Below are 23,065 nucleotides of genomic sequence, written 5' to 3'. Positions count from 1 at the left end.
ATGCCAGCAACACCGTCGCGCCAGCCGCGATCACGCCAACGGAGCAACACATGTTATCGAGCAACACCTTGGGGCACCCTGCCATCCACGCCCGGCGCAAGCGACGCATGACCCGCAAAGCCCTCGGTGCCGCCCTTGGCCTGTGCATGGTCGTGGCGGCGTTGAGCACCTGGCTGGCGACGAGGACGCACATCGTGGAGCTTGGCAACGATCGACAATTGAGTGACAGCGGCCTGCTGCAGGACTGGGCCGAAGGTGCGGTGATCGTGATGATCCGCCACGCCGAGCGCTGCGACAGCGCCCCCGGCCCGTGCCTGGACGACCCCACCGGCATCACCGTGGCCGGCAGCCAGGCTGCCGGGCGCGTTGGCCAGGGGTTGCACCGGTTGGGCCTGGACAACGCCGACATGCTCAGCAGCCCGAAACTGCGCACACGGCAAACCGCGCATTTCATCCTTGGCCAGGCGGTGGCCAGTGGGGACTGGCTGGAAAGCTGTGACAGCCAGTTCGCCAGTGAAGCGCTGGCACACAAACGACCGGGACATAACCTGGTGCTGGTGACCCACAACGGCTGCATCGACCATTTTGCCCGCCAGCAGAAAGTTGCGGGGGGCGAGCGTGAGAGCGGCTATGCCAGTGCGCTGTTCGTTTCGGTGGATGGCAATGGCAAGGCGCGCATCCTCGGTCGCCTGAACGAGCCGGACTGGCAACGGGTGCTGGCCAGTACCACGAAATAACGCCCCCTCGCGGCAAACACGCCCTGTAGGAGCGGCGCTGGCCAGGAGATTGATGCCAGGCAGGTTCTCCCACAGCAGTCTCCAGCCATGGCAAGATCAGCACTGGCCCCGATTGCGACCCCACCCATGCCGTTGCCGCTGATCTACCACGAAGACTACAGCCCGGAGTTCCCCGCCGAACACCGCTTCCCCATGGACAAGTTCCGCCTGCTGCACGACCACTTGATCGACAGCGGGCTCACCACCGACCAGGCCCTGCTGCGCCCGGACATATGCCCCAACGACATCCTTGCCCTGGCCCACGACCGCAGCTACATCGAGCGCTACATGAATGGCGACCTGTCGCGCGAGGACCAGCGCCGGCTCGGCCTGCCCTGGAGCGAGGCCCTGGCCCGGCGTACCGTGCGCGCCGTAGGCGGCTCGCTGCTGAGCGCCGAGATGGCGCTGCAGCACGGCATTGCCTGCCACCTTGCCGGCGGCACCCACCACGCCCATTACGACCACCCTGCCGGCTTTTGCATCTTCAACGACCTGGCCGTGATCAGCCACTACCTGCTGGAGGCTGGCCGGGTACACCGGGTGCTGATCTTCGACTGCGATGTGCATCAGGGTGACGGCACCGCGCGCATACTGCACGACACGCCAGACGCCATCACCGTGTCGCTGCATTGCGAACAGAACTTCCCGGCGCGCAAGGCACAAAGCGATTGGGACATCCCCCTGCCCCGCGGTATGGGCGACATGGCCTACCTGAAGGTGGTGGACGACGCCCTCAACTACCTGCTGCCCCTCTATCGACCGGACCTGGTGCTGTATGACGCCGGGGTCGATGTGCACAAGGATGACGCCCTGGGCTATCTGCAACTGACCGATGCAGGCGTTGCCGCCCGTGACGAAGCGGTGCTGCGCCACTGCCTGGGCCGCGACATCCCGGTGGTGGGTGTGATTGGCGGTGGCTACAGCAAGGACCGCGCAGCGCTGGCCAGGCGCCATGGCATCCTTCATCACAGCGCGGCGCGCGTCATCGGTTGTTCACAATGACTGTGGAACCGCTTGTGGATAACCTGCGGGAAAGGCGCTGCAGCCCTTTACAAACAAGGCCTGCAGAGTAGTGATCATTTTTTGATCAGTGCTTCCACAGGCCGCGCTGCGCTAGAATGCGCCTCTTTTCCACAGCCTGCTGCCCACCATGCCTGATCTGAGCCCCGCCTTCCCTCCTCTCGCTGTCGTCATCGGCGGCGGCCCAGCCGGCCTGATGGCTGCCGAAGCACTGGCCCAGGCGGGCCTGCCGGTCGAGGTGTTCGATGCAATGCCTTCGGTAGGCCGCAAGTTCCTGCTGGCGGGTGTCGGTGGCATGAACATCACCCATTCCGAGCCATACCCGGCGTTCGTCAGCCGGTATGCCGAGCGCCAGGGCGAAATCGCTGCGCTGCTGCAAGACTTCGATGCCGACGCCTTGCGCCAGTGGATCCACGGCCTGGGCATCGAAACCTTCGTCGGCACCTCGGGCCGGGTGTTCCCCACCGACATGAAAGCCGCGCCACTGCTGCGCGCCTGGCTCAAGCGCCTGCGCGACAACGGGGTAGTTATCCACACCCGCCACCGCTGGCTGGGCTGGAATGCCGAAGGTGCATTGCGGATTGCTTATCCACAAGGCGAGCGGCTGGTGAAGGCCGCCGTGGTGGTGCTGGCGCTGGGTGGCGGCAGCTGGGCGCGACTGGGCTCGGACGGTAGCTGGCAGCCGCTGCTGGCCGAACGAGCTGTGGATATCTCGCCCCTGCAGCCCAGCAACTGTGGTTTTGAAGTGGCAGGCTGGAGCGCGTTGCTCAAGGACAAGTTCGCCGGTGCGCCGTTGAAGAACATTGCCCTCAGCGTTCCCGGCAGCGCGCCGCGCAAGGGGGAGTTCATCCTGACCGCGCAGGGTGTGGAAGGCAGCCTGGTGTATGCATGGTCAGCGCCGGTGCGCGAGGCCATCAACCGTGAGGGCCATGGGGTGTTGCTGTTAGACCTGTTGCCGGACAAGCCTGTGGACAAGATTGCCCGGGCGCTGGCCAAACCACGGGGTTCGCGCTCCATGGCCAAGCACCTGCACAGCCAGCTGGGTATCGATGGGGTCAAGGCGGCGCTGTTGCGCGAGCTGACCGATCAGGCGACCTTTGCCGACCCTGATGCCTTGGCGAAGGCGATCAAGGCCTTGCCGATAACGCTGGTGCGCACACGACCACTGGACGAGGCAATCAGCAGCGCGGGTGGGGTGCGTTTCGAGGGGCTGGATGAGGGTTTGATGCTCAAGGGCATGCCGGGGGTGTTCTGTGCCGGCGAGATGCTGGACTGGGAGGCGCCGACCGGGGGGTATTTGCTGACCGCGTGCTTTGCCAGCGGGTTGCGCGCCGGGCGGGCGGCGGCAAGCTGGCTCAAATCCCGAGGCTGACACCGCTCCCACAGGGACCGTGTAGGCCGCGAATCTACGGCTTACGCTTGCGCGGCCCACCATTGAAGCTCGGCACCTTGCGCACCGCCTTCACCGCCGGCTCCGCACTGCCTGCTTCAGCGCTGTCCATCCAGCGCCCCAACCCGCGCTTGGCGCTGTTTTCCTTCGGCTTCTTGGGCTTCTTCGGTTTCTTGATCACCTGGCCACTGGCGTCGGTCATCGGCACCCGGTGGTCAGGGATGAAGTCCGGCTCTTCATGACGGGGCAGGGTCTGCCGGGTCAGCACTTCGATCGCCGCCAGCAGTTGCACTTCATCGGCACACACCAGCGAGATCGCCTCACCCTTGTTGCCGGCCCGCCCGGTACGCCCGATGCGGTGCACGTAATCCTCGGCAACGATCGGCAGGTCAAGGTTGACCACCAGCGGCAAGTCATCGATATCCAGGCCGCGAGCCGCCACATCGGTTGCCACCAGCACCTGGATTTCGCGGGCCTTGAAGCTGTCCAGCGCGCGCTGGCGGGTGGCTTGCGGGCGGTCACCATGGATACCGTCGGCATTCACACCTTCGGCCAGCAAGCGCTCCACCAGTTGATCGACGCCATTGCGAGTCTTGGCGAACACCAGTACCTGCTTCCAGCGCTGCTTGCGCAGCAGGTGGCAGAACAGGTCGACTTTGCGCTTTTTATCCACAGGCACCAGCCATTGCTTGACGCTGGTGGCCGTGGCATTGCGCGGGCTGACTTCGATGCTCAGCGGGTCATTCAGGGCCAGCCCCGCCAGCATGCGAATCTGGTCGGAGAAAGTGGCGGAGAACAGCAACGTCTGGCGCTTGCGTGGCAGCGCCGCGTACACGGACTGCAGCTCTTCGGCAAAGCCCAGGTCAAGCATGCGGTCGGCTTCGTCCAGCACCAGGGTCTGCACCTGGTTGAACTTCACGGCGTTCTGCCGGAACAGGTCGAGCAAGCGCCCGGGGGTGGCCACCAGCAGGTCGACACCACGGCGCAGGCGCATCATCTGCGGGTTGATGCTGACCCCGCCATACACCGCATAGGTACTCAGTGGCAGGTTCTCGGCGTACTCGCGTACGTTGTTGTGCACCTGCTCGGCCAGCTCACGAGTGGGCACCAGCACCAGCGCGCGGATCGAGTTGCCGGCCACCTTCTCGCCTTCCAGCGCCAGGCGCTGCAGCACAGGCAGGGCAAAGCCCGCGGTCTTGCCGGTGCCGGTCTGGGCCGCGGCCATCAGGTCGCGGCCGGCCAGTACGGCGGGGATGGCCTTGGCCTGCACCGGCGTCGGGGTGGTGTAGTCCAGTTGCTGCAGGGTGCGCAGCAACGGTTCGATCAGGCCGAGTTTGGCGAAATTCATGGCAATACCGTCAGGGGGTTCAGCGAAGGCGGCAAGTTTACCGCATCGCCCCTGTCTACTTGCAGATTTCGCCTTTCAACGGCTGCGCCGGCTCAGGTGCCTTGCGCCACTGCGGCAGGCCGATCAGCACCACCGCGCCGATGATCACCGCCATGGCCACACATTCTTCGGCACCGATCTGCTCACCGGCAAAGATGATGCCCAGCAGCACGGCCACTGCCGGGTTGACATAGGCATAGCTGGTGGCAGCTGCCGGGCGCACGTGCTTGAGCAGGTACATGTAGGCACTGAACGCCAGGATCGAACCGAAGAACACCAGGTAGGCCAGTGCCCCCCAGCCGGCAGCGGTCGGCATCTGCGTCATGCGCTCGCCAGACAGCACGCTGCCGAGCAGCAGCACAGCGCCACCGACCAGCATTTCCGCGGCGCTGGCCATGGGCCCCTGGGGCAGCGGCAAGGTCTTGCTCCACACCGAGCCGAATGCCCACGACGCTGCCGCAAAAATGATCAGCGCAGCACCAATCGGGCTTGCCTGCAGGTTGGAGCCCAGGTTCAGCAGTCCGATACCCACCAGCCCCAAGGCGATCCCTGCCCACTCCAGCTTCGAATTGCGGTGCCCGAACAGCAGGCCGAACAGCAAGGTGAACAGCGGTACCGTCGCCACCGCCAACGCCGCCACGCCTGAGGCTACGCCAGCATGCTCGGCCACGGTCACGCCACCGTTGCCACAGCTGAGCAGCAGAAAACCGATCGCCCCCGCAGCCCGCCACTGCGGCCAGGTCGGTGCCGGCACACCGCGCCAGCGCAAGAAGCCATACAGAAGGCCCCCGGCAATCAGGAAACGCACCCCGGCCATGAGCATCGGTGGCCAACTTTCGACGCCTATGCGAATGAACAGGTAGGTGGAGCCCCAGACCAGGTACAAGGCCAGGAAAGCGCCAATGAGCAACAACGGGAAGCGACGGGAGGCAGGCATGGGAAACACTCGAAATCCGTTTACGGGTGGCTTAGTTTAGAAAGGCCACCGGGTAAACTTAAGTTACAAAACAACTTTAAATCACCCGAACACTTTGCATTGCATGGTTATTCGGATGCTTTTCAATAGAATCGAAACAAGACGGGAATAACCCATGGACAAGTACGACCGTATGCTGCTCGCCGCCCTGCTCGACAATGGCCGCGCCACCTTCGCGCAACTGGCGCGCCAGGTGAACCTGTCGGCGCCGGCAGTGGCCGAGCGGGTGGCCAAGCTCGAGGCCAGCGGGGTTATCACCGGCTACCAGGCCAAGGTCGACATGAGCAAGATCGGCCTGCCGATCCAGTGCGTGATCGAACTGCGCCTGGCCAGCCACGGCAACCAGCAAGCCTATGAAGCGTTGACCCAGATCCCCCAGTTGACCGAATGCCACCGGGTAACCGGCGACCCCTGCGTCATCATGCAGGCAGCGGTGGGTTCGATGCCGGAGCTGGAAGAACTGATCAACCGGGTCGCGCAGTTCGGCTTCAGCAAGACGTCGATCATTCTCTCAAGCGCTGTGGAGCGGCGGGTGCCGCTGGCGCAACTGGAGAAGAAGCCCTAACAGAACCTGGCCAGGGTTTCACGAACCTTCGCGGCTGGGGTTTTCTGCAGGCGGCAGAGCAGGTCGTGCGAGAGTTGCTGTACACCATGGCCCTGGCGCAGCACTCCAGCCAAGTGTTGCAGCAGGTTGGCGGCCATTTCGGCATCGGCCATGGCCCGGTGCGCGGTACCGGTATCCGGCAGCCCGGCCCAGCGGGTCAGAGTGCCCAGCTTGTGGTTCGGCGCCGCCGGCAACAGGCGCCGTGACAGCAGCAGGGAACAGGCGAAGGCCTGGCTGCGGTTACGGCCGATGCGGCTCAGTTCGTAGTCCCAGAACTTCTGGTCGAAGGCGGCATTGTGTGCCAACAGCGGGGTATTACCGACGAACTCGGCCACTTCGTTCATCACCTTGTCCACCGGCGGTGCACTGCGCAGCATGGCGGTGGTGATGCCGGTGAGCCCGGCGACGAAGGCCGGTACCGGCACGCCGGCGTTCATCAGGCTCTGGTAACGCTCGACGATGCGCCCGCCCTCGAGCATCACCACCGCCACCTCGGTAGCTCGGCAGCCGGCGCCGGGGCTGATGCCGGTGGTTTCAAAGTCGATGACAGCGATACGTTCCATGAAAAATCTCAGTGTTTTAGCAACAGCGCACCCTCGATGGGCACATAGCGGGTGGCGGCACGGATCAGCGACAGTGCGGTAAGCCCGGGCACACCATACACCACTGCCTCGGTGCCATGGCGCTGTATCACCCGCTCCAGCAGCAGGTCGAAATCGCCATCGCCGGAGGCCAGTACCACTTGGTCGACGCGGCTGGCGGCGTCGATCACATCCAGGGTGATACCCACATCCCAGTCACCTTTGGCCGAGCCATCGCTGCGCTGGATGAAGGGTTTGAGGCGCACATCGAAACCTAGGTTGCGCAGGATCTGCTGGAACTGTTGCTGCTTGCTGTCGCCACGGTCGATGGCATAAGCCACGGCCTCGACGATCTGGCCTTCGCGGCTGACATCGGCCCACAGGGCGGTGTAGTTGAAATGGCAGCCGTGGGCCTGGCGCACGGTGTAGTAGAGGTTCTGCACATCGGCGAACAGCGCGATCTTTTTCACCTTGGAACCCCTTGGTCGGCCTGGAATGCTGGGGGCTGCTTTGCAGCCCTTTCGCGACACAAGGCCGCTCCTACAGGGGTTCGCGTACCCTTGTAGGAGCGGCCTTGTGTCGCGAAAGGGGCGCAAAGCGCCCCCAAAACTGCGAGCAGTATGCCAGACCTGTCAGACGTACGAATCGTCGTCCGAGAAGAACCCGCCATCATCGCTGCCATAATCGCTGTCGGCATAACCACCCTGGTCGCTGCCCCAACCACCGTTGTCAGCCACCTGCTGCTGCGCCCCCGAGTCGTTCCAGCCACCGCTGTCGCTGGCCGGCGCCGGCTCTTCCTTGATCACCTCTACTACCTCCTCCGGCTGCGAGTTGTGGTTGAACAGGCTGCTGATGCCCTGCGCCAGCAACACACCACCCGCCACACCGGCCGCAGTCTGCATCGCGCCGCCGAGGAAGCTGCTGGCACCACTGCGTGCCGGTGCAGCGGCAAAGCCAGACTGCTGCGCTTGTGGCTGGGAGAAGCCCGGCGCCGACGGCTCACGCCAGCCACCGCCAGATGCCACGGGGGCTGCAGCGGGACGCTGCGGTTGCACGGCCGGGGCCGCATTGCGCCCAGACGAACCAAAGATGCTGGACAGGAAACCACCACCACCATTGCTCGGCGCGCTGCCGGCACGGGCGGCCTCGGCCTGGGCACGAGCCTGCTTCAGTTCGGCTTCCAATTGCTTGTTCTGCTCGTCGAGGCGCTTGATCGCCGCCTCCTGCACCAGAATCGCCTGGGCCATGTAATAAGGCGCCGCCGGCTGCTGGCGTACGTGTTCCTCGATGCATGCCTGGGCCTGCGCATCGCGTGGCTGGCTAGGGTCCTCGGCTTGCTTGAGGCGGCCGAACAGGCCGTCGATCAGGGTTTGTTCTTCAGTATTCATGGGGCGACCTCGTGGGGTAGCGGACAACGGACAGCGTCAAAGATGGGGCGTACAGGCGTGGGATTCAATCACCGGCGGCGTGAAACTTTTTTCAGCAAGTGACAGCCCCAGGCCTGCTTTGGGCTAAAGTTATGCCCCTGTTTTTACTGCCATGCGATGTAGACCGATGAACCCGCTGAGCGTCCTGCGCGACTCCCTGTACTTCTTCCGCCGCCACCTGCCGAACATCCTCCAGCTGTGCCTGCCGCTGGTGGTGCTGGAAGCCTTGCTCACCCAGCTGCTGTACCGACAGATGGGCGATCAGGCATCGCCGGCCTACGGCATGCTGGTCAGCCTGCTGTTCTACCCGCTGTACAGCGCCGCGCTGATCCTGTACCTCGACACCCGCAGCAACGGCCAGGAAATCGCCAAGCGCGACCTGTTCGCCCGCGCCCTGCAATTGTGGCCACAGCTGGCCCTGCTGATCCTGATCAGCTCGCTGCTGATCATGGCCGGCCTTGCGCTGTTCATCTTCCCGGGCGTGTGGATCATGATCAACCTGGTGTTCGCCGAGTACCTGCTGGTACTGCGCGGCCGGCCGGTGGTGCAGTCGATGCGCGACAGTGCAAGCATGACCACCGGGCACTTCATGCGCATCATGATTTGTGTTGTCGGCGTGCTGGCCCCCATCTGGCTGATCGACGGGCTGCTGCTGATGGCCTTCCCCGAGCCATCGCCAGGCATGGAGCTGGCCATGGACAGCCTCAGCGGCTTCCTGCAGTTGTTCAGCACCGTAGTGCTGTACCGCCTGTTCATGTTGCTGGAAGGTGAAGCCGGGGCGTAATGCCCAGGCTCATCGCTGACCGGAACTCACTGTTATCAGGTCCCTCGAGGCTTGGCCCGTGCCGTTGCCTCGGCCACCAGCGGGTCATCCGGCCAATAGTGCTTCGGATAACGCCCCTTCAAATCTTTCTTCACCTCGGCATAGGTCGTACGCCAGAAATTGGCCAGGTCCTGAGTTACCTGCACCGGCCGGCGTGCCGGTGACAGCAGGTGCAGCTTGACCTGCTGGCGGCCGTTGGCGATGCATGGGGTATCGGCCAGGCCGAACAGCTCTTGCAGGCGCACCGCGAGGATTGGCGGGTTTTCGCTGTAGTCCAGGCGGATGTTCGAGCCGGACGGTACCGTCAGGTGCGCAGGGGCCTGCTCTTCGAGGCGTTGCGGCAGCGGCCAGGGCAACAGGTTGCGCAGCATCGACGGCAAGTCCAGTGCGGCGAAATGGCTGAGGCGCGACACCTTGCCCAAGTAAGGCTGCAACCAGTCTTCCAGGCTGGCGAGCAAGGCCTCGTCTGCAAGGTCGGGCCATTCGCTGTGGCCGTCCTTGGCCAGGTCCAGCTGACGCAGCAAGGCCACGCGCGCCTGCCATTGCCGAAGCTCGGGAGTCCAGCTCAGCAGGTTCAGGCCTTTGCGCCGGACCAGGCCAAGCAACGCGCGAGCCCGCGCTTCGTCATCCAGGCCGGCCAGCGGTTCGCGGCTGAGCACCAGCTCGCCGACCTTGACCTGGCGTTCGGCGCGCAACACCTGCTCGCGCTCGTCCCAATCGAGGATATCGACCCGCTCGACCTGTTCAGCCAGCACGCCCTCGAGCAGCGCCGGATCGAACTCGGCAGCCAGGTAGATACGTTCTTCGCGCTGGCCCTGGCGGCTGCCCAGGTCGGCGATCACCAGCCACGGGCACTTCATCAGTGCGTCGACTTCGGCAAACAGCGCCGCACGGCCGTTGGCCAGCCGATATTCCGCACCGCCCTCGCGGCGCTGCTGGGCGACGCGGTCGGGGTAGGCCAGCGCCAGCAGTGCGCCCAGCCAGCGCGGGTGATCAGGGTCTGCAACCGGCGAGCCTGGTTTGCCACGCAGCAGGCCACGGTACTGGCGGGCCAGTTGGCGCGCACGCTGCACACCGCCGTGGCTGCCACGGGCGGCCTTGCTCTCGCCACTGACCAGCGCCAGGCGGCTGTGCAAATCAGCACCGCCGCCGCGCTGGATATCCCGCTCGCCCAGCAGCGCCGCCACATCGCAGGCCATCTGTGCCAGGCCCAGGTCCTGGCCGCGCAAGAGTAGATGCGCAATACGCGGATGCGCCGGCAACTCGGCCATGGCCTGGCCGTGTTCGCTAAGGTTGTCACGGCTGCCAGGCTTGAAGGCATTGAGCCGCGCCAGCAGGTCCTGGGCCTGGGCGAAAGCGGCCGTGGGGGGCTGGTCGAGCCAGCGCAATTGCTCGGGCGTCACACCCCAGCGCGCCAGTTGCAGGGCCAGGCCGGCCAGGTCGGCCTGCATGATTTCGGCGCTGCCGTGGGCGGCCAGCTGGTCATGCTGGGCCTCGGACCACAGGCGATAGCACACGCCGGGCTCCAGGCGGCCGGCACGGCCGGCGCGCTGGGTGGCGCTGGCACGGGAGATGCGTTGAGTGTCCAGGCGGGTCATGCCGCTGCCAGGGTCGAAGCGCGGTACCCGGGCCAGGCCTGCATCGATCACCACGCGCACGCCGTCGATGGTCAGGCTGGTCTCGGCTATGTTGGTGGCCAGCACCACCTTGCGCAGGCCCTCGGCCGCAGGGTCGATGGCCGCACGCTGGGCGTCGAGATCGAGCTCGCCATGCAACGGGCAGAGCAGGACCTCGGGGCGCTCGCCCAATGCTTCCTGCAGGCTCTGGTGCACCCGGCGGATCTCGGCCTGACCCGGCAGGAACACCAGCACACTGCCGGTCTGGTCAGCCAGTGCCTGCAGCACGCTGTCCACTACCCGTGGCTCGATGAACTCGCCCGGCTGGAAAGGCCGCCCCCAACGGATGTCGACGGGGTGCATGCGGCCTTCACTGCTGACCACCGGGGCATCATTCAGCAGCCGCGAAAGGCGCTCGCCCTCCAGGGTCGCGGACATCAGCAAAACCTTCAGTGGCGGATCGTCCCGCAGCAGTTCCCGACCATTCAGGCTCAATGCCAAAGCCAGGTCGGCATCGAGGCTGCGCTCGTGAAATTCGTCGAAGATCACCAGCCCCACACCCTCCAGCGCCGGGTCGGCCTGCAGGCGGCGGGTGAGGATGCCTTCGGTCACCACCTCGATGCGTGTTTTCGGCCCGACCTTGCTGTCCAGGCGGATGCGATAGCCCACGGTTTCGCCGACCTTTTCGCCCAGCTCGCTGGCCAGCCGTTCAGCAGCCGCGCGAGCAGCCAGGCGCCGGGGCTCGAGCATGAGAATGCTCTGCCCAGCCAGCCAGGGCTCGTCGAGCAGCGCCAGCGGCACGCGGGTGGTCTTGCCGGCGCCAGGCGGCGCCTCGAGCACCACTTCGTCACGGTTTTCCAGGGCCTGGCGCAAGGCGGGCAAGACAGCATCGATCGGTAATGAAATCATGGTGGTCCTCGAACAGTCCGGCGAGTATAACGGCGAACCCAAGCTGCCTTATCATGGTCTTAGCTTCAGGTGCAGGCGTTTCGCTTGCCCTGCTGAATACCTTTTCGGAGTTTTCACATGCGCATCCCATCCCGCGTCATCGGTGGCGCCCTCATCGTCACCTTGCTGACCCAACTGACGGCCTGCGGCACCATTCTGTACCCGGAACGGCGCGGCCAGATCGGCGGCAAGATCGACCCTGTGGTTGCCGCAATGGATGCCATCGGCATCCTGTTCTACGTAATCCCGGGGCTGATCGCCTTCGGTATCGACTTCGCCACCGGCGCCATCTATTACCCAGGCGGGCGCTCGGCTCAGGTCGACCCGGTCAAACTGCGCGAGGCCGTGAGCCCCGATGGCAAGGTCGACAACCTGAAGCTGCAAGCCATTCTGGAAAGCGAACTGGGCCAGCGCCTGCCGCTGAACGACCCACGGCTCATTCAGCATCGCGGCAGCATCGAGCAGCTGGCCAGCCTGGGCCTGGTGCCTGCAGCCTGAAGCACAAGGACACCGCCCACGGATGATGACCACCCCGGCTGAACACCAGCGCCTGCTACGCCTGGCCACTCGCGCATCGCTGGCAGTGGCCAGCATACTGGTCCTGAGCAAGGCGCTGGCCTGGTGGCTGAGCGGCTCGGTCAGCCTGCTGGCCGGGCTGACCGACTCGGCACTGGATGCCGTTGCCTCGTTTCTCAACCTGCTGGCCGTGCACTATGCCCTGCGCCCGGCCGACAACGACCACCGATTCGGCCATGGCAAGGCCGAGGCCCTGGCCGGTATGGCGCAGGCGCTGTTCATCGGGGTCAGTGCGGTGCTGATCGGGGTGCAGGCGGTTGAACGCCTGCACACCCCGCAACCCTTGGGCGATACCGCCGTCGGTATCGGGGTAATGCTGCTGTCGCTGGTGCTGACCCTTGCCCTGCTGGCACTGCAACACAGGGTCATCCGACTGACCGGCTCCACGGCGGTGCGGGCCGACTCCCTGCACTACCGCTCGGACCTGCTGCTCAACGGCAGCATCCTGCTGGCCCTGCTGCTGGCACGCTTTGGCTGGCCGCAGCTGGATGCCCTGTTCGGCCTGGGCATCGCTGTCTATATCCTCTGGAGCGCGCTGCAGATCGCGCGGGAGAGTACGGCCATCCTCATGGACCAGGAACTGCCCGGCGATGTTGGCGAGGACATGGCTGCGCTGGTGCTGGCCATTCCCGGGGTCAAGGGCGTGCACGACCTGCGTACGCGGGTGTCGGGCAATCAGTGGTTCGTGCAGTTGCATCTGGAGATGCCGGGGCAATTGCCGCTGCATGAAGCGCACGCCTTGTGCGTGGAGGCCTCTAGGGTGATCCGCCAGCGTTATCCACAGGCGGATGTGATGGTGCATGCCGACCCGGTGTGAGTCAGTGAGCGTAATTGTGCGAGAGGGTTACGCAAAGAAGACACCGCGGTGGATGGCACGGGCTTCGCCCGTGTTCGCGGGCAAGCCCGCTCCCACAGGGAACGCGCCAGCTTTTAGAAATTGAGCAAGACAGTTGCTCCCACAGGGCTCTGCGCCGGCTTCAATCAATACGTGAGGCATACAGGTCCATCGCAGGGACGTGTCCCGCATCAGTTGATGCTGTAGCCTCGGCCACTGAAGCAAGCGCCCAGCGCCCGCCGGTAGTTGTCCGCCACATTGGCCGGCGGTGCATAAGTTGCCGTTGCCGGGTCGAAGCCTGACTGGCTCACCGCCCAGCGGTGGCACTGGTAGCGGTCCTGGTCCTGCTGTTCCTGCCCTTGCCCAGACATAGGGTAGGCCACCACATCATACCCGCCACCGACAGGTGTCGGCGTGGCAACCGGCGGGTTGACCACCACGTATTCGCGGCTGTCGGCCAGGTACTGGTAGTAGGTATCGGCCACCAGGAAGAACAGCGCCCCGCCCAGCCAGACTTCCCGCGCATAAGGCGGCAGGTAGTCGACCCGCACGCCATGGGGCGGGGTCACCACGACATAACGGCCACCATGGGGGCGATACCAGTACCCACCGGAGTAGAAGTAGTCATCGCCACGATAAGGCACTTTCCAGTAACGGTCCGGGAAATGATCGATGGTATGCCCCGGGCGATACTGCGGCCCCGGCCCCCAACCATTGCCATGACCGTCCGGGCGCCCCTGCCAGTCACCGCCAGGCCGTTGCCCCGGCCCACCGGCTTCCCAGTAGCGGTTATCACCATGGCGGCGGGGGATGTCCTGGTAATAGCCCTGACGTGGCGGCTGGGTCTGCTGCACTTCGTCACGCGAATTGAGCGAGCGGCCGGGCGCCCCCTCGACCGGCCCTTCGGCCACGGCCCCGAGGCTGATGCTCAACCCCAACACACCAACACCTGCCAACTGCCAGATGCGCGACTTCATGCTGTTCCTCTCGGTAGAAATAAGGCAACCACAGCCAGTCTACCGCGCCCGGAACGCAGGCCAATTAAATTTCCAGCCATGAAAAAAGGGAGGCCGCAGGGCCTCCCTTCAGGAATTGTCGTCCGTGCTCGGCACTTGTGGCGCCGGCTCACCTCACACCGTCTTCTGGAAGGTGTGTAGCCCGGGGGCCTGCAGATCCTGTTGGATGGCTGGCCGCGACCGCCCGCCTAGGGCGCGTCGCCGTGGACTGATGTCCGGGCAGTGATTCTGTGGATAAAGATACCGGACAGAGTCCGGCAGATGATTGCGAAGATTGCTCGGATAAATAGCACTTGCGCAATTTTTCACCCTGGATTGATAATTCGCAGCAATCCGAACAGAAAAGGCATAAACCATGAGCAAGCTTGACCGCTACGACCTGAGCATCCTCGCCGAATTGCAGCGCGATGCGCGCATTTCCAACCAGGAACTGGCCGAACGCATCGGCCTCTCGCCTTCGCCATGCTCGCGTCGGGTCAAGCAACTGGAGGACGATGGTTACATTTCGCGCCAGGTGGCCCTGCTCGACCGCAAGAAGCTGGGCCTGAGCCTGACTGCCTATGTGCTGATCGGCATGGACCGCCACACACCGGAGCGTTTCGAAACCTTCGAGGCGGCCATCCGCAACCTGCCACAGGTGCTCGAATGCAGCCTGGTCACCGGCATGGATGCCGACTACCAGTTGAAGGTGGTGGTGCCCGACATGGACCACTACCAGAAACTGCTGCTAGGCAGCCTGACTCGCATTGAAGGCGTCACCAGCGTACGTTCGAGCTTCGTGCTGAACCAGGTGCTGGCCAGCACCGAGCTGCCCTTGACCCACCTGCGTTAATTGCCTGCGCCAGCAGGCGTATAATCGGACGCTCAACCCGCCTGGAGAACACCGATGGATCCCGCCGTATTCGAAGAGTGGATGATGATCATCCTGGTCACCGTGTTGATCGGTTTCATGGGTTTCATCGTCTGGGACCTGGCGAAAAAGTCCAAGGCCGGGCGGTTCGGGACGCTGATCCTGTTCTTCGTGCTGGGGCTGGGGGTGCTGGCCTTTATCATCAAGAGCGTGGTGGTGGGGTTTCTCGAAGGGGTGTAAGGCTTAAGAAAGCCGGGAGCGCTTTGCGCTCCTTTCGCGACACAAGGCCGCTCCTACAGGGATCGCACAATGCCTGAGTTTGCGCTGCACCTGTAGGAGCGGCCTTGTGTCGCGATGGGCCGCAAAGCGGCCCCCGCTAACGCTGCAACTTCGCCGTGACTTCGCGCCAGCAGCCCTGCTCCAGCCCATCCAGCGCCCAGTCGCCAATCCGCACCCGCACCAGGCGCAAGGTCGGCAACCCCACCGCCGCCGTCATCCGCCGCACCTGGCGGTTACGCCCTTCGCGAATCACCAGCTCCAGCCAGCTGGTCGGCACGCTTTTGCGAAAACGCACTGGCGGGTTGCGCGGCCACAGCGCCGGCTCGTCCAGGCGCCGCGCTTCGGCTGGCAAGGTCGGCCCATCGTTCAGTTCCACACCATCGCGCAAGCGCTGCAACTGCTCCTCGCTCGGCTCCCCCTCCACCTGAACCCAGTAAGTCTTGGCGAGCTTGTGCTTCGGGTCGGCAATGCGCGCCTGCAGGCCGCCATCGTTGGTCAGCAACAACAGGCCTTCACTGTCGCGGTCCAGCCGCCCAGCCGGGTACACGCCGGGGATGTCGATGTAGTCCTTGAGCGTCGCGCGCCCGTCGCCGTCGCTGAACTGGGTAAGCACATCGAACGGTTTGTTGAACAGGATCAGGCGCGGCTCGGCCGGTGGCGCCTTGGGCTGGCGACGCAGGCCGGTGGCAGGCCGCGCCTGGGGGCGGCGCGGCTTGGAACGGGGTGGCAGTGACATGGATCCTCAGCGGAACGGCGGCTCATCGAAACTGCGCAGTTTACGCGAGTGCAGCGAGTTGAGCTCGGTGCGCAGCAGGTCGAGGGCAGCAATGCCGATCTTCAGATGCTGGCTCACCGCCCGGTTATAGAAGGCGTTGGCCGAACCCGGCAGCTTGATCTCGCTGTGCAACGGCTTGTCGGACACACACAGCAAGGTGCCGTACGGTACGCGCAAGCGGTAACCCTGGGCGGCAATGGTACCGCTTTCCATATCCACCGCCACGGCACGCGACAGGTTGATCAACGGCCGCTCCTGGGCCCAGCGCAGCTCCCAGTTGCGGTCGTCGTAGGTCAGCACGGTGCCGGTGCGCAGGCGCTTCTTCAGCTGTTCGCCACGCTCGCCGGTGACCTGCGCGGCGGCTTCCTGCAAGGCCAGCTGCACTTCGGCCAGGGCCGGAATCGGAATGTTCGGCGGCACCACCCGGTCGAGAATGCCGTCACGGCGCATGTAGGCATGTGCCAGCACATAGTCGCCGATGGTCTGCGACTGCCGCAGGCCGCCGCAGTGGCCGATCATCAGCCAGCAATGCGGGCGCAGCACGGCCAGGTGGTCGGTGATGTTTTTGGCATTGGACGGGCCGACGCCGATGTTGACCAGCGTGACGCCGTCGCCGTCGGCGGCGATCAGGTGATATGCCGGCATCTGGTAGCGGTGCCAGACCACGCTGGCCACCAGGGCCTGGGTTTCACCGTGGTCCATGCCCTTCTCGATCACCACGTTGCCCGGCAGCACCATGCGCACGAAGCGCGGGTCGTCACGCAACTGGTCGAGGCCGTGGCTGATGAACTGGTCGACATAGCGATGATAGTTGGTCAGCAGGATCCACGGCTGCACATGACGCCAGTCGCTGCCGGTGTAGTGCACCAGGCGGCGCAGCGAGAAGTCGACCCGCGCGGCATCGAACAGCGCCAGTGGCAGGGTTTCGGTACTGTCCCAGTCATACAGGCCGTCGGCGATGTTGTCGGTGGCAGCCGACAGGTCGGTGCTGGGGAACACCCGCGCCAGCTGCGCGGCGGTGATGCCGCTGCCGGCCAGCTCGTCGCCCTGGTCGACCACGTAGGGGTAAGGGATGTTCTGTTCGCTGACGCCGACCTCTACCGTGACGGTGTAGTCGTGCATCAGCGGGCGCAGTTGTTCCAGCAGGTAGCCACGGAAAGCAGCCGGCTGGGTGATGGTGACGCTGTAGGTACCGGCCACCTGGACCTTGGCGTAGGCCCGCGTGGTGGCGGCGACTTCGCCGTGGCTGTAGTAGGTCAGGCGCAGCGCCGGGTAGCGGAACAGGTCGCGCTCTTCGACGCCCGGCTCGGTACGGTCCTTCAGGTAACGCTTGAGGGCCTGGCTAAGGGCCCCGGTGGCCTGGTCATGCAGGGCCGCCAGACGGTCGACGGCCTGTTCGGGGGTATCAACGACTACAAAAGCTTGGCTCACACTGTGCTTCCTGTCTGGACATGCATGTGAACCATCTTGCCTGCCTTCTTGGCTAAATACACCCCCATTGATCGGTGTTAATCAGCAGGCCAGCGCTGGTCCCTGTAGGAGCGGCCTTGTGTCGCGATAGGGCTGCAAAGCAGCCCCGGCAATTTGTGCATCTGCGCTGATCCCCTGGGGCTGCTTCGCAGCCCTATCGCGACACAAGGCCGCTCCTACAGGTCCTGTGCTGGCGTCGCCCTGGCCACCAATGCCTCCACATCCACACCCCGCGGCAACGCCCCATACACGCGCCCGCCGCCGGTCAAGCGGCTGTCGATGAATGCATCACTGACCGCCGCATTGCCCGCCTCCAGCAACAGCTTGGCCTGCAGCGCCAGGGCAATATCCTCGGTCAGCTGCCGCGCGCGGTACTGCATGTCGCCAGTGTCGGCAAACGCCCCCTTGAGGTTGCCGATGTGCGCCGCCAGGCGCGGGTCCCCGTGCCCATCGCCCAGCTCGGCGAACAGTGCATCAAGCACGCCCGGCTCCTTGGACAAGGCCCGCAGCACGTCCAGGCACTGCACATTGCCCGAGCCTTCCCAGGTCGAGTTCACCGGCGCTTCGCGGTACAGCCGTGGCAGGATGCTGTCTTCCACATAACCCGCCCCGCCCAGGCACTCGGCTGCCTCGTTGATCATCGCCGGCGCGCGCTTGCAGATCCAGTACTTGCCCACCGCCGTGACCAGCCGGGCGAAATGCGCCTGCTGCGGGTCTTCCAGCTGCTCCAGCGCCTGCCCCATGCGCAGGCTCAGGGCCAGCGCGGCCTCGCTTTCCAACGCCAGGTCGGCCAGCACGTTCTGCATCAACGGCTGCTCGTTCAGCAGCCGCCCGCCAACCTTGCGGTGCGCGCAGTGGTGGGCCGCCTGGGTCAGCGCCTGGCGCATCAGGGCGCTGGAGCCGACCATGCAGTCGAAGCGGGTCATGGCCACCATTTCGATGATGGTCGGCACGCCCCGCCCTTCTTCCCCGACCATCCACGCCAGGGCGCCGCGCAATTCCACCTCGCTGGAGGCGTTGGAACTGTTGCCCAGCTTGTTCTTCAGGCGCTGGATATAGAACTGGTTGCGGCTGTCATCCGGGCGGTGACGCGGCAGCAGAAAGCAGCTCAGGCCTTTTTCGGTCTGGGCCAGGGTCAGAAAGGCATCGCACATTGGCGCCGAGCAGAACCACTTGTGCCCGACCAGCTCGTAGGCCTGCCCCGGGCCAGCGGCGCCGACCGGATAAGCGCGGGTGGTGTTGGCCCGTACATCGGTGCCGCCCTGCTTCTCGGTCATGGCCATGCCCAGAGTGACTCCGGCCTTGTGACGGTCGCCGACGTTACGCGGGTCGTACTCGCAGGCGAGGATTTTCGGCAGCCAGTATTCGGCCAGTTCGGGTTGCAGCCGCAGCGCTGGCACGGCAGCGAAGGTCATGGTCAGCGGGCAGCCGGTACCGGCCTCGGCCTGGCTGTGCAGGTAGGTCATCGAAGCCCGCGCCACATGGGCGCCTGGGCGGGGTTCGGCCCATGGCAGCGACGGCAGGCCGTGCTCGACGGCGGTGCGCATCAGTTCGTGGTAGGCAGGGTGGAACTCGACCAGGTCGATGCGATGGCCGTAGCGGTCGTGGCTGCTGAACTCCGGCTTGTGCGCATTGGCCAGGAAGCCCGCCTGCATCAGCGGGCCGCCGGCCAGGGCACCGTAGGCATCGATCCGCGATTCGGCCCAACCCGCACCGAAACGCCGCGACCATTCCTGTAGCGGCAGGTCGAGGCGGTACAGGTTGGCACCGTCGAGGGGCGGTGGCTGGTTGGTGACTTCGTGGGTTTCAGCGTACTGGTGCAGGTTCATCGGGGGCTCCTGGATCCGGGTAGCTTGAGAGACCCAGTGAAGCACTCTGTACGAGTCAGTCAAAGTGGCATTAATGACTAAACATGTGGCGGGGGCATGGCTTTGGGTTGCAGCGGGGCTGAGAGGGGTTCGCCGTGAGGGATCTACCAGACGCTGCAATTGTCGTGGCGAGCACTTAGCGCATAAAACCCAACTCTCTAAAGCGACCGTCGCGCCTGCAGAACATTCGATGCCATCTGCACCTGCGCAATAGCCATGTTCAAACTCAACTCGAACCGGCTCCCCAACCCCCGCGTCGACTCATGCGACAACCGCGCCCCCAGCAATTCCCCCATCTGCCGGCAAATCGACAATCCAATCCCCAGCCCGCCATAGCGCCGGGTCATCGAGCCATCGACCTGGAAGAAGCGCTGGTACAGGGTCGCCTGGTCGAGGTCATCGAAGCCGATACCGCTGTCGCTGACCATGAAGGTCAGCGCCAGGTCGTCAGGCCCCACCCGGCGCCCGCGCACCTGGATCATCACCCCGCCCTGGTGGGTGAACTTCAAACCGTTGTCCACCAGGCACCCCAGGCAGCGGGCCAGCTTCTGAGCATCGCCCAGCAACCCGTCCGGCACATCGGCCGGGATGTCCAGGCTCAAGTACAAGCCTTTGCCCAAAGCCTGCCCGGCATAACCGGCACGCACGCCCTGCAGCAGGTCACGCAGGCTGAACGGCGCCGGCTGCGCGCGCAGGCGGCCGGCCTGTAGTTCGGACAGGGTAAGAATGGCATCGACCATATCCATCATGCCCTGGGCCGACCCCACCGCCGTGCGGTGGTACTGGGCCATCTCGGCCTCCATCGGCAGGGTCTGCATCAGCTCCAGCGAGCCGATCACGCCATTCATCGGCGTACGCAGTTCATGAGTCACGCTGGCCAGGAATTCGTCTTTCAGACGATTACTCCTGGCCAGTTGCAAGTTCAGTTGCTCCAGCGTGCGCCCCGTGTCACGCAAGGTCTGGGCCTGCTGCTCACGCAGGCTGTTGATGCGGTCGGCCAGCGCCAGCGACAGCAAGGCCACCTCCAGCGCCGACCCCAGCTGGCTGGCATACATGGTAATGAACACGTTCGGCAGGTAGCCCAGCACCATCAAGGTGTTGACCAGGCCACCGAGCAAGAACGCCGTCCAGGCGATGATGAACCAGCGTGCCACGCGCAAGCCACGCCACCAGGCATACAGACCGGCACTGAAGATGCTCACGGTAAATAGCAACGCCAGCACCGTGGCCATGCGCAAAGCGACACCGTAGGGCATGGTCACCGCCAGCACCATGACCAGCGCGCCACCCAGCATCAGCAGTTGCAGCAGCCGGTCGAAACCACGGCTGATGCTGCCCAGTTGCAGGAAGTGCCGGGCGAACTGGCAGCCGAACAGGCCAGCGGCACCGATGAACAACGGCGTCGAAGCATTCGCCCACCACGGGCTGTCCGGCCAGAAGTAGGCCACACCGGCGCCATTCACCGACACCTGGTACAAGCCGAACGAAGCGATATAGAGGATGTAGTAGAGGTAGCTGACATCGCGCACGCTGAGGTAGATGAACAGGTTGTACACCAGCATCACCAGCAACACGCCGTAGATCATCCCCAGCACATACAGGCGCGTGGGCTGCTCCTCCATATAGGCCTGGGCGGACCACAGCGCCAGCGGCGCCTGCACCGAGCCCTGGCTGTGCAGGCGCAGGTAGGCGGTGGTCACCTGGCCAGGCGGCAGCTGCAGTTCGAACAGGTAGTTGTTCTGCAGGATCTGCCGGCTTTGGTAGGGCAAGGCGTCGCCGGTGCGCCGGGCCAGGCGGTAACTGCCACTGCTGTCGGGCAGGTACAGCTCGAGGTGGTCCAGCGGCGGGTAGGCCAACTCCAGCAGCCATTGCCGTGGGGCGGCGCCGGGTGCGGCGACAGGGCGCAGTTCGACCTTGAGCCAGAACACCGAGGTGGAGTAACCGGCGTTCAGCACGTCTTCATGGTGGGGGCGAAAATGCTTGGCGAACCCAGGGGCAGTGACCTGGGCGATGCTGGCACTGCCATCGAGGTCTTCATAAACCTGCATGGCCTTGCCCAGCGGAAGATGCCGGGTAGCGTCGTCGAAATCGACTGCCCCGGCCAGCATGGGCAGCAAGCCCAGAAGCACAATCAGCAAATAGCGCATACAGCCCCAGCATGGCCTGTCCAGTCGAGTCGCGGTTGCCTCCCATCCGTTTGAGACGACACGATCCGGCAGAACCCGTTTGTAGAGTTATCCGAGCACTCTAGCATAGCTTCGCAACCTGGCAATCGACCACATCCAAACACAAAGAAAAGGCTCTAAATCGGCGCTTACAGAAAGAAATCCGACAGAAACCTGACCTATTGATCAACAAAACTCGTTTGTAGGACGATCCGCCCAAACGGGATTGGTGGTAAGCTCGCCGACCATGAATACCTACAGCTCCCGCCCCGTTGTCCTCTGTCTCTCCGGCCACGACCCCAGTGGCGGCGCCGGCCTGCAGGCAGATATCGAAGCCCTGATCGCCCAAGGCTGTCACGCCGCACCCGCAGTGACCGCCCTGACCGTGCAGGATACCGTCAACGTTTCCGACTTCCGCGTGCTCGACCGCGAGTGGGTGCTGGCCCAGGCCAACGCCGTGCTGGCCGACTCTACGGTGGCCGCCGTCAAGCTGGGCATGCTCGGTTCGATCGAGATGGTCGACACCGTCGCCGAACTGCTGGCCGCCCACCCGCATCTGCCGCTGGTCTGCGACCCGGTGCTGCGTGCCGGTGGTGGTGGCCGACTGGGCAAGGACGAAGTGGGCTATGCCCTGCGCGAACGCCTGCTGCCGCTGGCAATCATCGCCACGCCGAACCTGCCCGAAGCCCGCATCCTTGCCGAACTGCCCGAAGGCACCGCCGACGAGTGTGCCGAGAAACTGTTGCCGTTCTGTAGACACCTGCTGATTACCGGTGGTCACGGCGACGAAGACGAAATTCACAACCGCCTGTACAGCCGCGACGGCCAGCGCCACACCTGGACCTGCCAGCGACTGCCGGGCAGCTACCACGGCTCGGGCTGCACCCTGGCCAGCGCCCTGGCCGGCCGTCTGGCCCTCGGCGAGCAGCTGGAAAGCGCCGTCCGCAGTGCCCTGGACTACACCTGGCGCACCCTGCGTGACGCCGAACAGCTGGGCAAGGGCCAGTTCGTGCCGCGCCGCCTGCCGCTGGATTTCTGTTCCTGACACGAGGCCTCCAATGAAGCTACGCGGTCTGTACGCCATCACCGACAGCCAGCTGCTCGCTGGCCGTTTCCTGTCCCATGTCGAAGCGGCACTGGAAGGCGGCGTGTGCCTGCTGCAGTATCGCGACAAAAGTGACGACGCGGCGCGGCGCCTGCGTGAAGCCGAAGGGCTGCTGAAGCTTTGCGAGCACTATGGCACCCAGCTGCTCATCAACGACGACGCCGAACTGGCCGCGCGCCTTGGCGTCGGCGTGCATCTGGGCCAGACCGACGGCCCGCTGACCCCGGCCCGCGCATTGCTCGGCCGCCAGGCAATCATCGGCTCCACCTGCCACGCCAGCCTCGAACTGGCCGCCCAGGCTGCCAGCGAAGGCGCCAGCTACGTGGCCTTTGGCCGCTTCTACAATTCCGTCACCAAGCCGGGGGCACCCGCTGCCAACATCGAACTGCTGGAGCAGGCCCGCGCCCAGGTGAAACTGCCGATCGCGGTGATCGGCGGCATTACCCTCGACAACGCCGCCCCGCTGGTCGCCCATGGCGCCGACCTGCTGGCGGTGATCCACGGCCTGTTCGGTGCCGACAGCGCGCAGGAAGTCACCCGCCGCGCCCGCGCCTTCAACGCCTTGTTCGCATCCTGAT

Annotated in this window: 22 protein-coding genes; 11 read left to right on the top strand and 11 right to left on the bottom strand. The window is 64.8% G+C overall.

Features of this window, described 5'->3' with window-relative positions; genetic code table 11:
* Positions 1-50: 50 nt before the first annotated feature.
* From J5M58_RS04095 to J5M58_RS04085, 3 genes are all read left to right on the top strand, one after another.
* Complete coding sequence (locus tag J5M58_RS04095; protein ID WP_207877243.1) at positions 51-737, top strand: histidine phosphatase family protein; 687 nt, start codon at positions 51-53, stop codon at positions 735-737.
* Positions 738-863: 126 nt separating this feature from the next.
* Positions 864-1,778 (top strand): histone deacetylase, encoded by a 915-nt coding sequence (locus J5M58_RS04090; RefSeq protein WP_061303542.1) that lies wholly within the window; start codon positions 864-866, stop codon positions 1,776-1,778.
* Positions 1,779-1,926: 148 nt separating this feature from the next.
* On the top strand, positions 1,927-3,168 hold the full coding sequence (locus J5M58_RS04085; protein ID WP_207877241.1) for a TIGR03862 family flavoprotein: 1,242 nt from the start codon (positions 1,927-1,929) through the stop codon (positions 3,166-3,168).
* 34 nt (positions 3,169-3,202) lie between these two features.
* On the opposite strand, the gene J5M58_RS04080 is transcribed toward J5M58_RS04085, so the two are convergent.
* Positions 3,203-4,534, bottom strand: a complete 1,332-nt coding sequence (locus tag J5M58_RS04080) for a DEAD/DEAH box helicase (protein ID WP_207877239.1) — start codon at positions 4,532-4,534, stop codon at positions 3,203-3,205.
* Positions 4,535-4,589: 55 nt separating this feature from the next.
* Complete coding sequence (gene yedA, locus J5M58_RS04075; protein ID WP_112253595.1) at positions 4,590-5,510, bottom strand: drug/metabolite exporter YedA; 921 nt, start codon at positions 5,508-5,510, stop codon at positions 4,590-4,592.
* Between the two features lie 154 nt (positions 5,511-5,664).
* Here yedA and J5M58_RS04070 point away from each other — a divergent pair, with 154 nt between their 5' ends.
* Positions 5,665-6,114 (top strand): Lrp/AsnC family transcriptional regulator, encoded by a 450-nt coding sequence (locus J5M58_RS04070; protein WP_015271918.1) that lies wholly within the window; start codon positions 5,665-5,667, stop codon positions 6,112-6,114.
* On the opposite strand, the gene J5M58_RS04065 is transcribed toward J5M58_RS04070, so the two are convergent.
* The 3 genes from J5M58_RS04065 to J5M58_RS04055 all read right to left on the bottom strand — a co-directional run bounded on the left by J5M58_RS04065 (position 6,111) and on the right by J5M58_RS04055 (position 8,122).
* Positions 6,111-6,716 carry a PolC-type DNA polymerase III gene (locus J5M58_RS04065; RefSeq protein WP_207877237.1) on the bottom strand — a complete coding sequence of 202 codons (606 nt, stop codon included), beginning with the start codon at positions 6,714-6,716 and terminating at the stop codon, positions 6,111-6,113. The genes J5M58_RS04070 and J5M58_RS04065 overlap by 4 nt on opposite strands.
* A gap of 8 nt (positions 6,717-6,724) precedes the next feature.
* The gene (locus J5M58_RS04060; protein WP_004576858.1) at positions 6,725-7,204 is read right to left on the bottom strand and encodes an NYN domain-containing protein; all 480 of its coding nucleotides are present in this window, start codon (positions 7,202-7,204) and stop codon (positions 6,725-6,727) included.
* Positions 7,205-7,366: 162 nt separating this feature from the next.
* Entirely contained in the window at positions 7,367-8,122 is a 756-nt protein-coding gene (locus tag J5M58_RS04055; protein ID WP_207877235.1) for a DUF2076 domain-containing protein, read from the bottom strand.
* 166 nt (positions 8,123-8,288) lie between these two features.
* On the opposite strand from J5M58_RS04055, the gene J5M58_RS04050 reads away from it, so the two are divergent.
* Entirely contained in the window at positions 8,289-8,945 is a 657-nt protein-coding gene (locus tag J5M58_RS04050) for a YciC family protein (protein ID WP_112253599.1), read from the top strand.
* Between the two features lie 35 nt (positions 8,946-8,980).
* Here the strand turns inward: J5M58_RS04050 and hrpB are convergent, their stop codons facing one another.
* On the bottom strand, positions 8,981-11,509 hold the full coding sequence (gene hrpB / locus J5M58_RS04045) for an ATP-dependent helicase HrpB (RefSeq protein ID WP_112253600.1): 2,529 nt from the start codon (positions 11,507-11,509) through the stop codon (positions 8,981-8,983).
* 117 nt (positions 11,510-11,626) lie between these two features.
* Here hrpB and J5M58_RS04040 point away from each other — a divergent pair, with 117 nt between their 5' ends.
* Together J5M58_RS04040 and J5M58_RS04035 are read left to right on the top strand one after the other, a co-directional pair.
* A complete protein-coding gene (locus J5M58_RS04040) occupies positions 11,627-12,046 on the top strand; it encodes a hypothetical protein (protein ID WP_046613202.1) in 420 nt (139 codons plus the stop codon).
* A gap of 22 nt (positions 12,047-12,068) precedes the next feature.
* Positions 12,069-12,941, top strand: coding sequence for a cation diffusion facilitator family transporter (locus J5M58_RS04035; protein ID WP_112253601.1), 873 nt, complete (start codon positions 12,069-12,071; stop codon positions 12,939-12,941).
* Positions 12,942-13,150: 209 nt separating this feature from the next.
* Here the strand turns inward: J5M58_RS04035 and J5M58_RS04030 are convergent, their stop codons facing one another.
* Complete coding sequence (locus tag J5M58_RS04030) at positions 13,151-13,936, bottom strand: DUF6515 family protein (RefSeq protein WP_207877233.1); 786 nt, start codon at positions 13,934-13,936, stop codon at positions 13,151-13,153.
* Between the two features lie 394 nt (positions 13,937-14,330).
* Between J5M58_RS04030 and J5M58_RS04025 the strand changes: the two genes are divergently transcribed.
* Both J5M58_RS04025 and J5M58_RS04020 read left to right on the top strand, forming a co-directional pair.
* Entirely contained in the window at positions 14,331-14,807 is a 477-nt protein-coding gene (locus J5M58_RS04025) for an Lrp/AsnC family transcriptional regulator (protein ID WP_003249795.1), read from the top strand.
* 54 nt (positions 14,808-14,861) lie between these two features.
* Positions 14,862-15,065: a DUF2788 domain-containing protein gene (locus J5M58_RS04020; RefSeq protein ID WP_013974331.1), complete on the top strand. Its 204-nt coding sequence runs from the start codon at positions 14,862-14,864 to the stop codon at positions 15,063-15,065.
* Between the two features lie 136 nt (positions 15,066-15,201).
* Here J5M58_RS04020 and J5M58_RS04015 read toward each other — a convergent pair whose 3' ends face one another.
* The 4 genes from J5M58_RS04015 to J5M58_RS04000 form a co-directional block, all read right to left on the bottom strand.
* Positions 15,202-15,840 (bottom strand): pseudouridine synthase, encoded by a 639-nt coding sequence (locus J5M58_RS04015; protein WP_112253603.1) that lies wholly within the window; start codon positions 15,838-15,840, stop codon positions 15,202-15,204.
* Between the two features lie 6 nt (positions 15,841-15,846).
* Positions 15,847-17,310 carry an AMP nucleosidase gene (amn, locus tag J5M58_RS04010; protein WP_112253604.1) on the bottom strand — a complete coding sequence of 488 codons (1,464 nt, stop codon included), beginning with the start codon at positions 17,308-17,310 and terminating at the stop codon, positions 15,847-15,849.
* Positions 17,311-17,525: 215 nt separating this feature from the next.
* The gene (locus tag J5M58_RS04005; protein WP_207877231.1) at positions 17,526-19,178 is read right to left on the bottom strand and encodes an acyl-CoA dehydrogenase family protein; all 1,653 of its coding nucleotides are present in this window, start codon (positions 19,176-19,178) and stop codon (positions 17,526-17,528) included.
* A 197-nt stretch (positions 19,179-19,375) separates the two neighbouring features.
* Complete coding sequence (locus J5M58_RS04000) at positions 19,376-21,364, bottom strand: hybrid sensor histidine kinase/response regulator (RefSeq protein ID WP_207877229.1); 1,989 nt, start codon at positions 21,362-21,364, stop codon at positions 19,376-19,378.
* 265 nt (positions 21,365-21,629) lie between these two features.
* On the opposite strand from J5M58_RS04000, the gene J5M58_RS03995 reads away from it, so the two are divergent.
* Both J5M58_RS03995 and thiE read left to right on the top strand, forming a co-directional pair.
* Entirely contained in the window at positions 21,630-22,427 is a 798-nt protein-coding gene (locus J5M58_RS03995) for a hydroxymethylpyrimidine/phosphomethylpyrimidine kinase (RefSeq protein ID WP_112253607.1), read from the top strand.
* A gap of 13 nt (positions 22,428-22,440) precedes the next feature.
* A complete protein-coding gene (gene thiE, locus J5M58_RS03990) occupies positions 22,441-23,064 on the top strand; it encodes a thiamine phosphate synthase (protein ID WP_207877227.1) in 624 nt (207 codons plus the stop codon).
* Position 23,065 lies beyond the last annotated feature (1 nt).

It is taken from the genome of Pseudomonas sp. 32_A, assembly GCF_017490905.1.
GTDB lineage: Bacteria > Pseudomonadota > Gammaproteobacteria > Pseudomonadales > Pseudomonadaceae > Aquipseudomonas > Aquipseudomonas inefficax.
The sequence above is the reverse complement of the archived record's forward strand: the minus strand, read 5'-3'. Positions and strand labels throughout refer to the sequence as shown.

Bases quoted from the DNA above. Each gene is read 5' to 3' on its own strand.
- J5M58_RS04095 (WP_207877243.1), top strand. From the start codon at position 51: ATGTTATCGAGCAACACCTTGGGGCACCCTGCCATCCACGCCCGGCGC.
- J5M58_RS04090 (WP_061303542.1), top strand. From the start codon at position 864: ATGCCGTTGCCGCTGATCTACCACGAAGACTACAGCCCGGAGTTCCCC.
- J5M58_RS04085 (WP_207877241.1), top strand. From the start codon at position 1,927: ATGCCTGATCTGAGCCCCGCCTTCCCTCCTCTCGCTGTCGTCATCGGC.
- J5M58_RS04080 (WP_207877239.1), bottom strand. From the start codon at position 4,534: ATGAATTTCGCCAAACTCGGCCTGATCGAACCGTTGCTGCGCACCCTG.
- yedA (WP_112253595.1), bottom strand. From the start codon at position 5,510: ATGCCTGCCTCCCGTCGCTTCCCGTTGTTGCTCATTGGCGCTTTCCTG.
- J5M58_RS04070 (WP_015271918.1), top strand. From the start codon at position 5,665: ATGGACAAGTACGACCGTATGCTGCTCGCCGCCCTGCTCGACAATGGC.
- J5M58_RS04065 (WP_207877237.1), bottom strand. From the start codon at position 6,716: ATGGAACGTATCGCTGTCATCGACTTTGAAACCACCGGCATCAGCCCC.
- J5M58_RS04055 (WP_207877235.1), bottom strand. From the start codon at position 8,122: ATGAATACTGAAGAACAAACCCTGATCGACGGCCTGTTCGGCCGCCTC.
- J5M58_RS04050 (WP_112253599.1), top strand. From the start codon at position 8,289: ATGAACCCGCTGAGCGTCCTGCGCGACTCCCTGTACTTCTTCCGCCGC.
- hrpB (WP_112253600.1), bottom strand. From the start codon at position 11,509: ATGATTTCATTACCGATCGATGCTGTCTTGCCCGCCTTGCGCCAGGCC.
- J5M58_RS04040 (WP_046613202.1), top strand. From the start codon at position 11,627: ATGCGCATCCCATCCCGCGTCATCGGTGGCGCCCTCATCGTCACCTTG.
- J5M58_RS04035 (WP_112253601.1), top strand. From the start codon at position 12,069: ATGATGACCACCCCGGCTGAACACCAGCGCCTGCTACGCCTGGCCACT.
- J5M58_RS04030 (WP_207877233.1), bottom strand. From the start codon at position 13,936: ATGAAGTCGCGCATCTGGCAGTTGGCAGGTGTTGGTGTGTTGGGGTTG.
- J5M58_RS04025 (WP_003249795.1), top strand. From the start codon at position 14,331: ATGAGCAAGCTTGACCGCTACGACCTGAGCATCCTCGCCGAATTGCAG.
- J5M58_RS04020 (WP_013974331.1), top strand. From the start codon at position 14,862: ATGGATCCCGCCGTATTCGAAGAGTGGATGATGATCATCCTGGTCACC.
- J5M58_RS04015 (WP_112253603.1), bottom strand. From the start codon at position 15,840: ATGTCACTGCCACCCCGTTCCAAGCCGCGCCGCCCCCAGGCGCGGCCT.
- J5M58_RS04005 (WP_207877231.1), bottom strand. From the start codon at position 19,178: ATGAACCTGCACCAGTACGCTGAAACCCACGAAGTCACCAACCAGCCA.
- J5M58_RS04000 (WP_207877229.1), bottom strand. From the start codon at position 21,364: ATGCGCTATTTGCTGATTGTGCTTCTGGGCTTGCTGCCCATGCTGGCC.
- J5M58_RS03995 (WP_112253607.1), top strand. From the start codon at position 21,630: ATGAATACCTACAGCTCCCGCCCCGTTGTCCTCTGTCTCTCCGGCCAC.
- thiE (WP_207877227.1), top strand. From the start codon at position 22,441: ATGAAGCTACGCGGTCTGTACGCCATCACCGACAGCCAGCTGCTCGCT.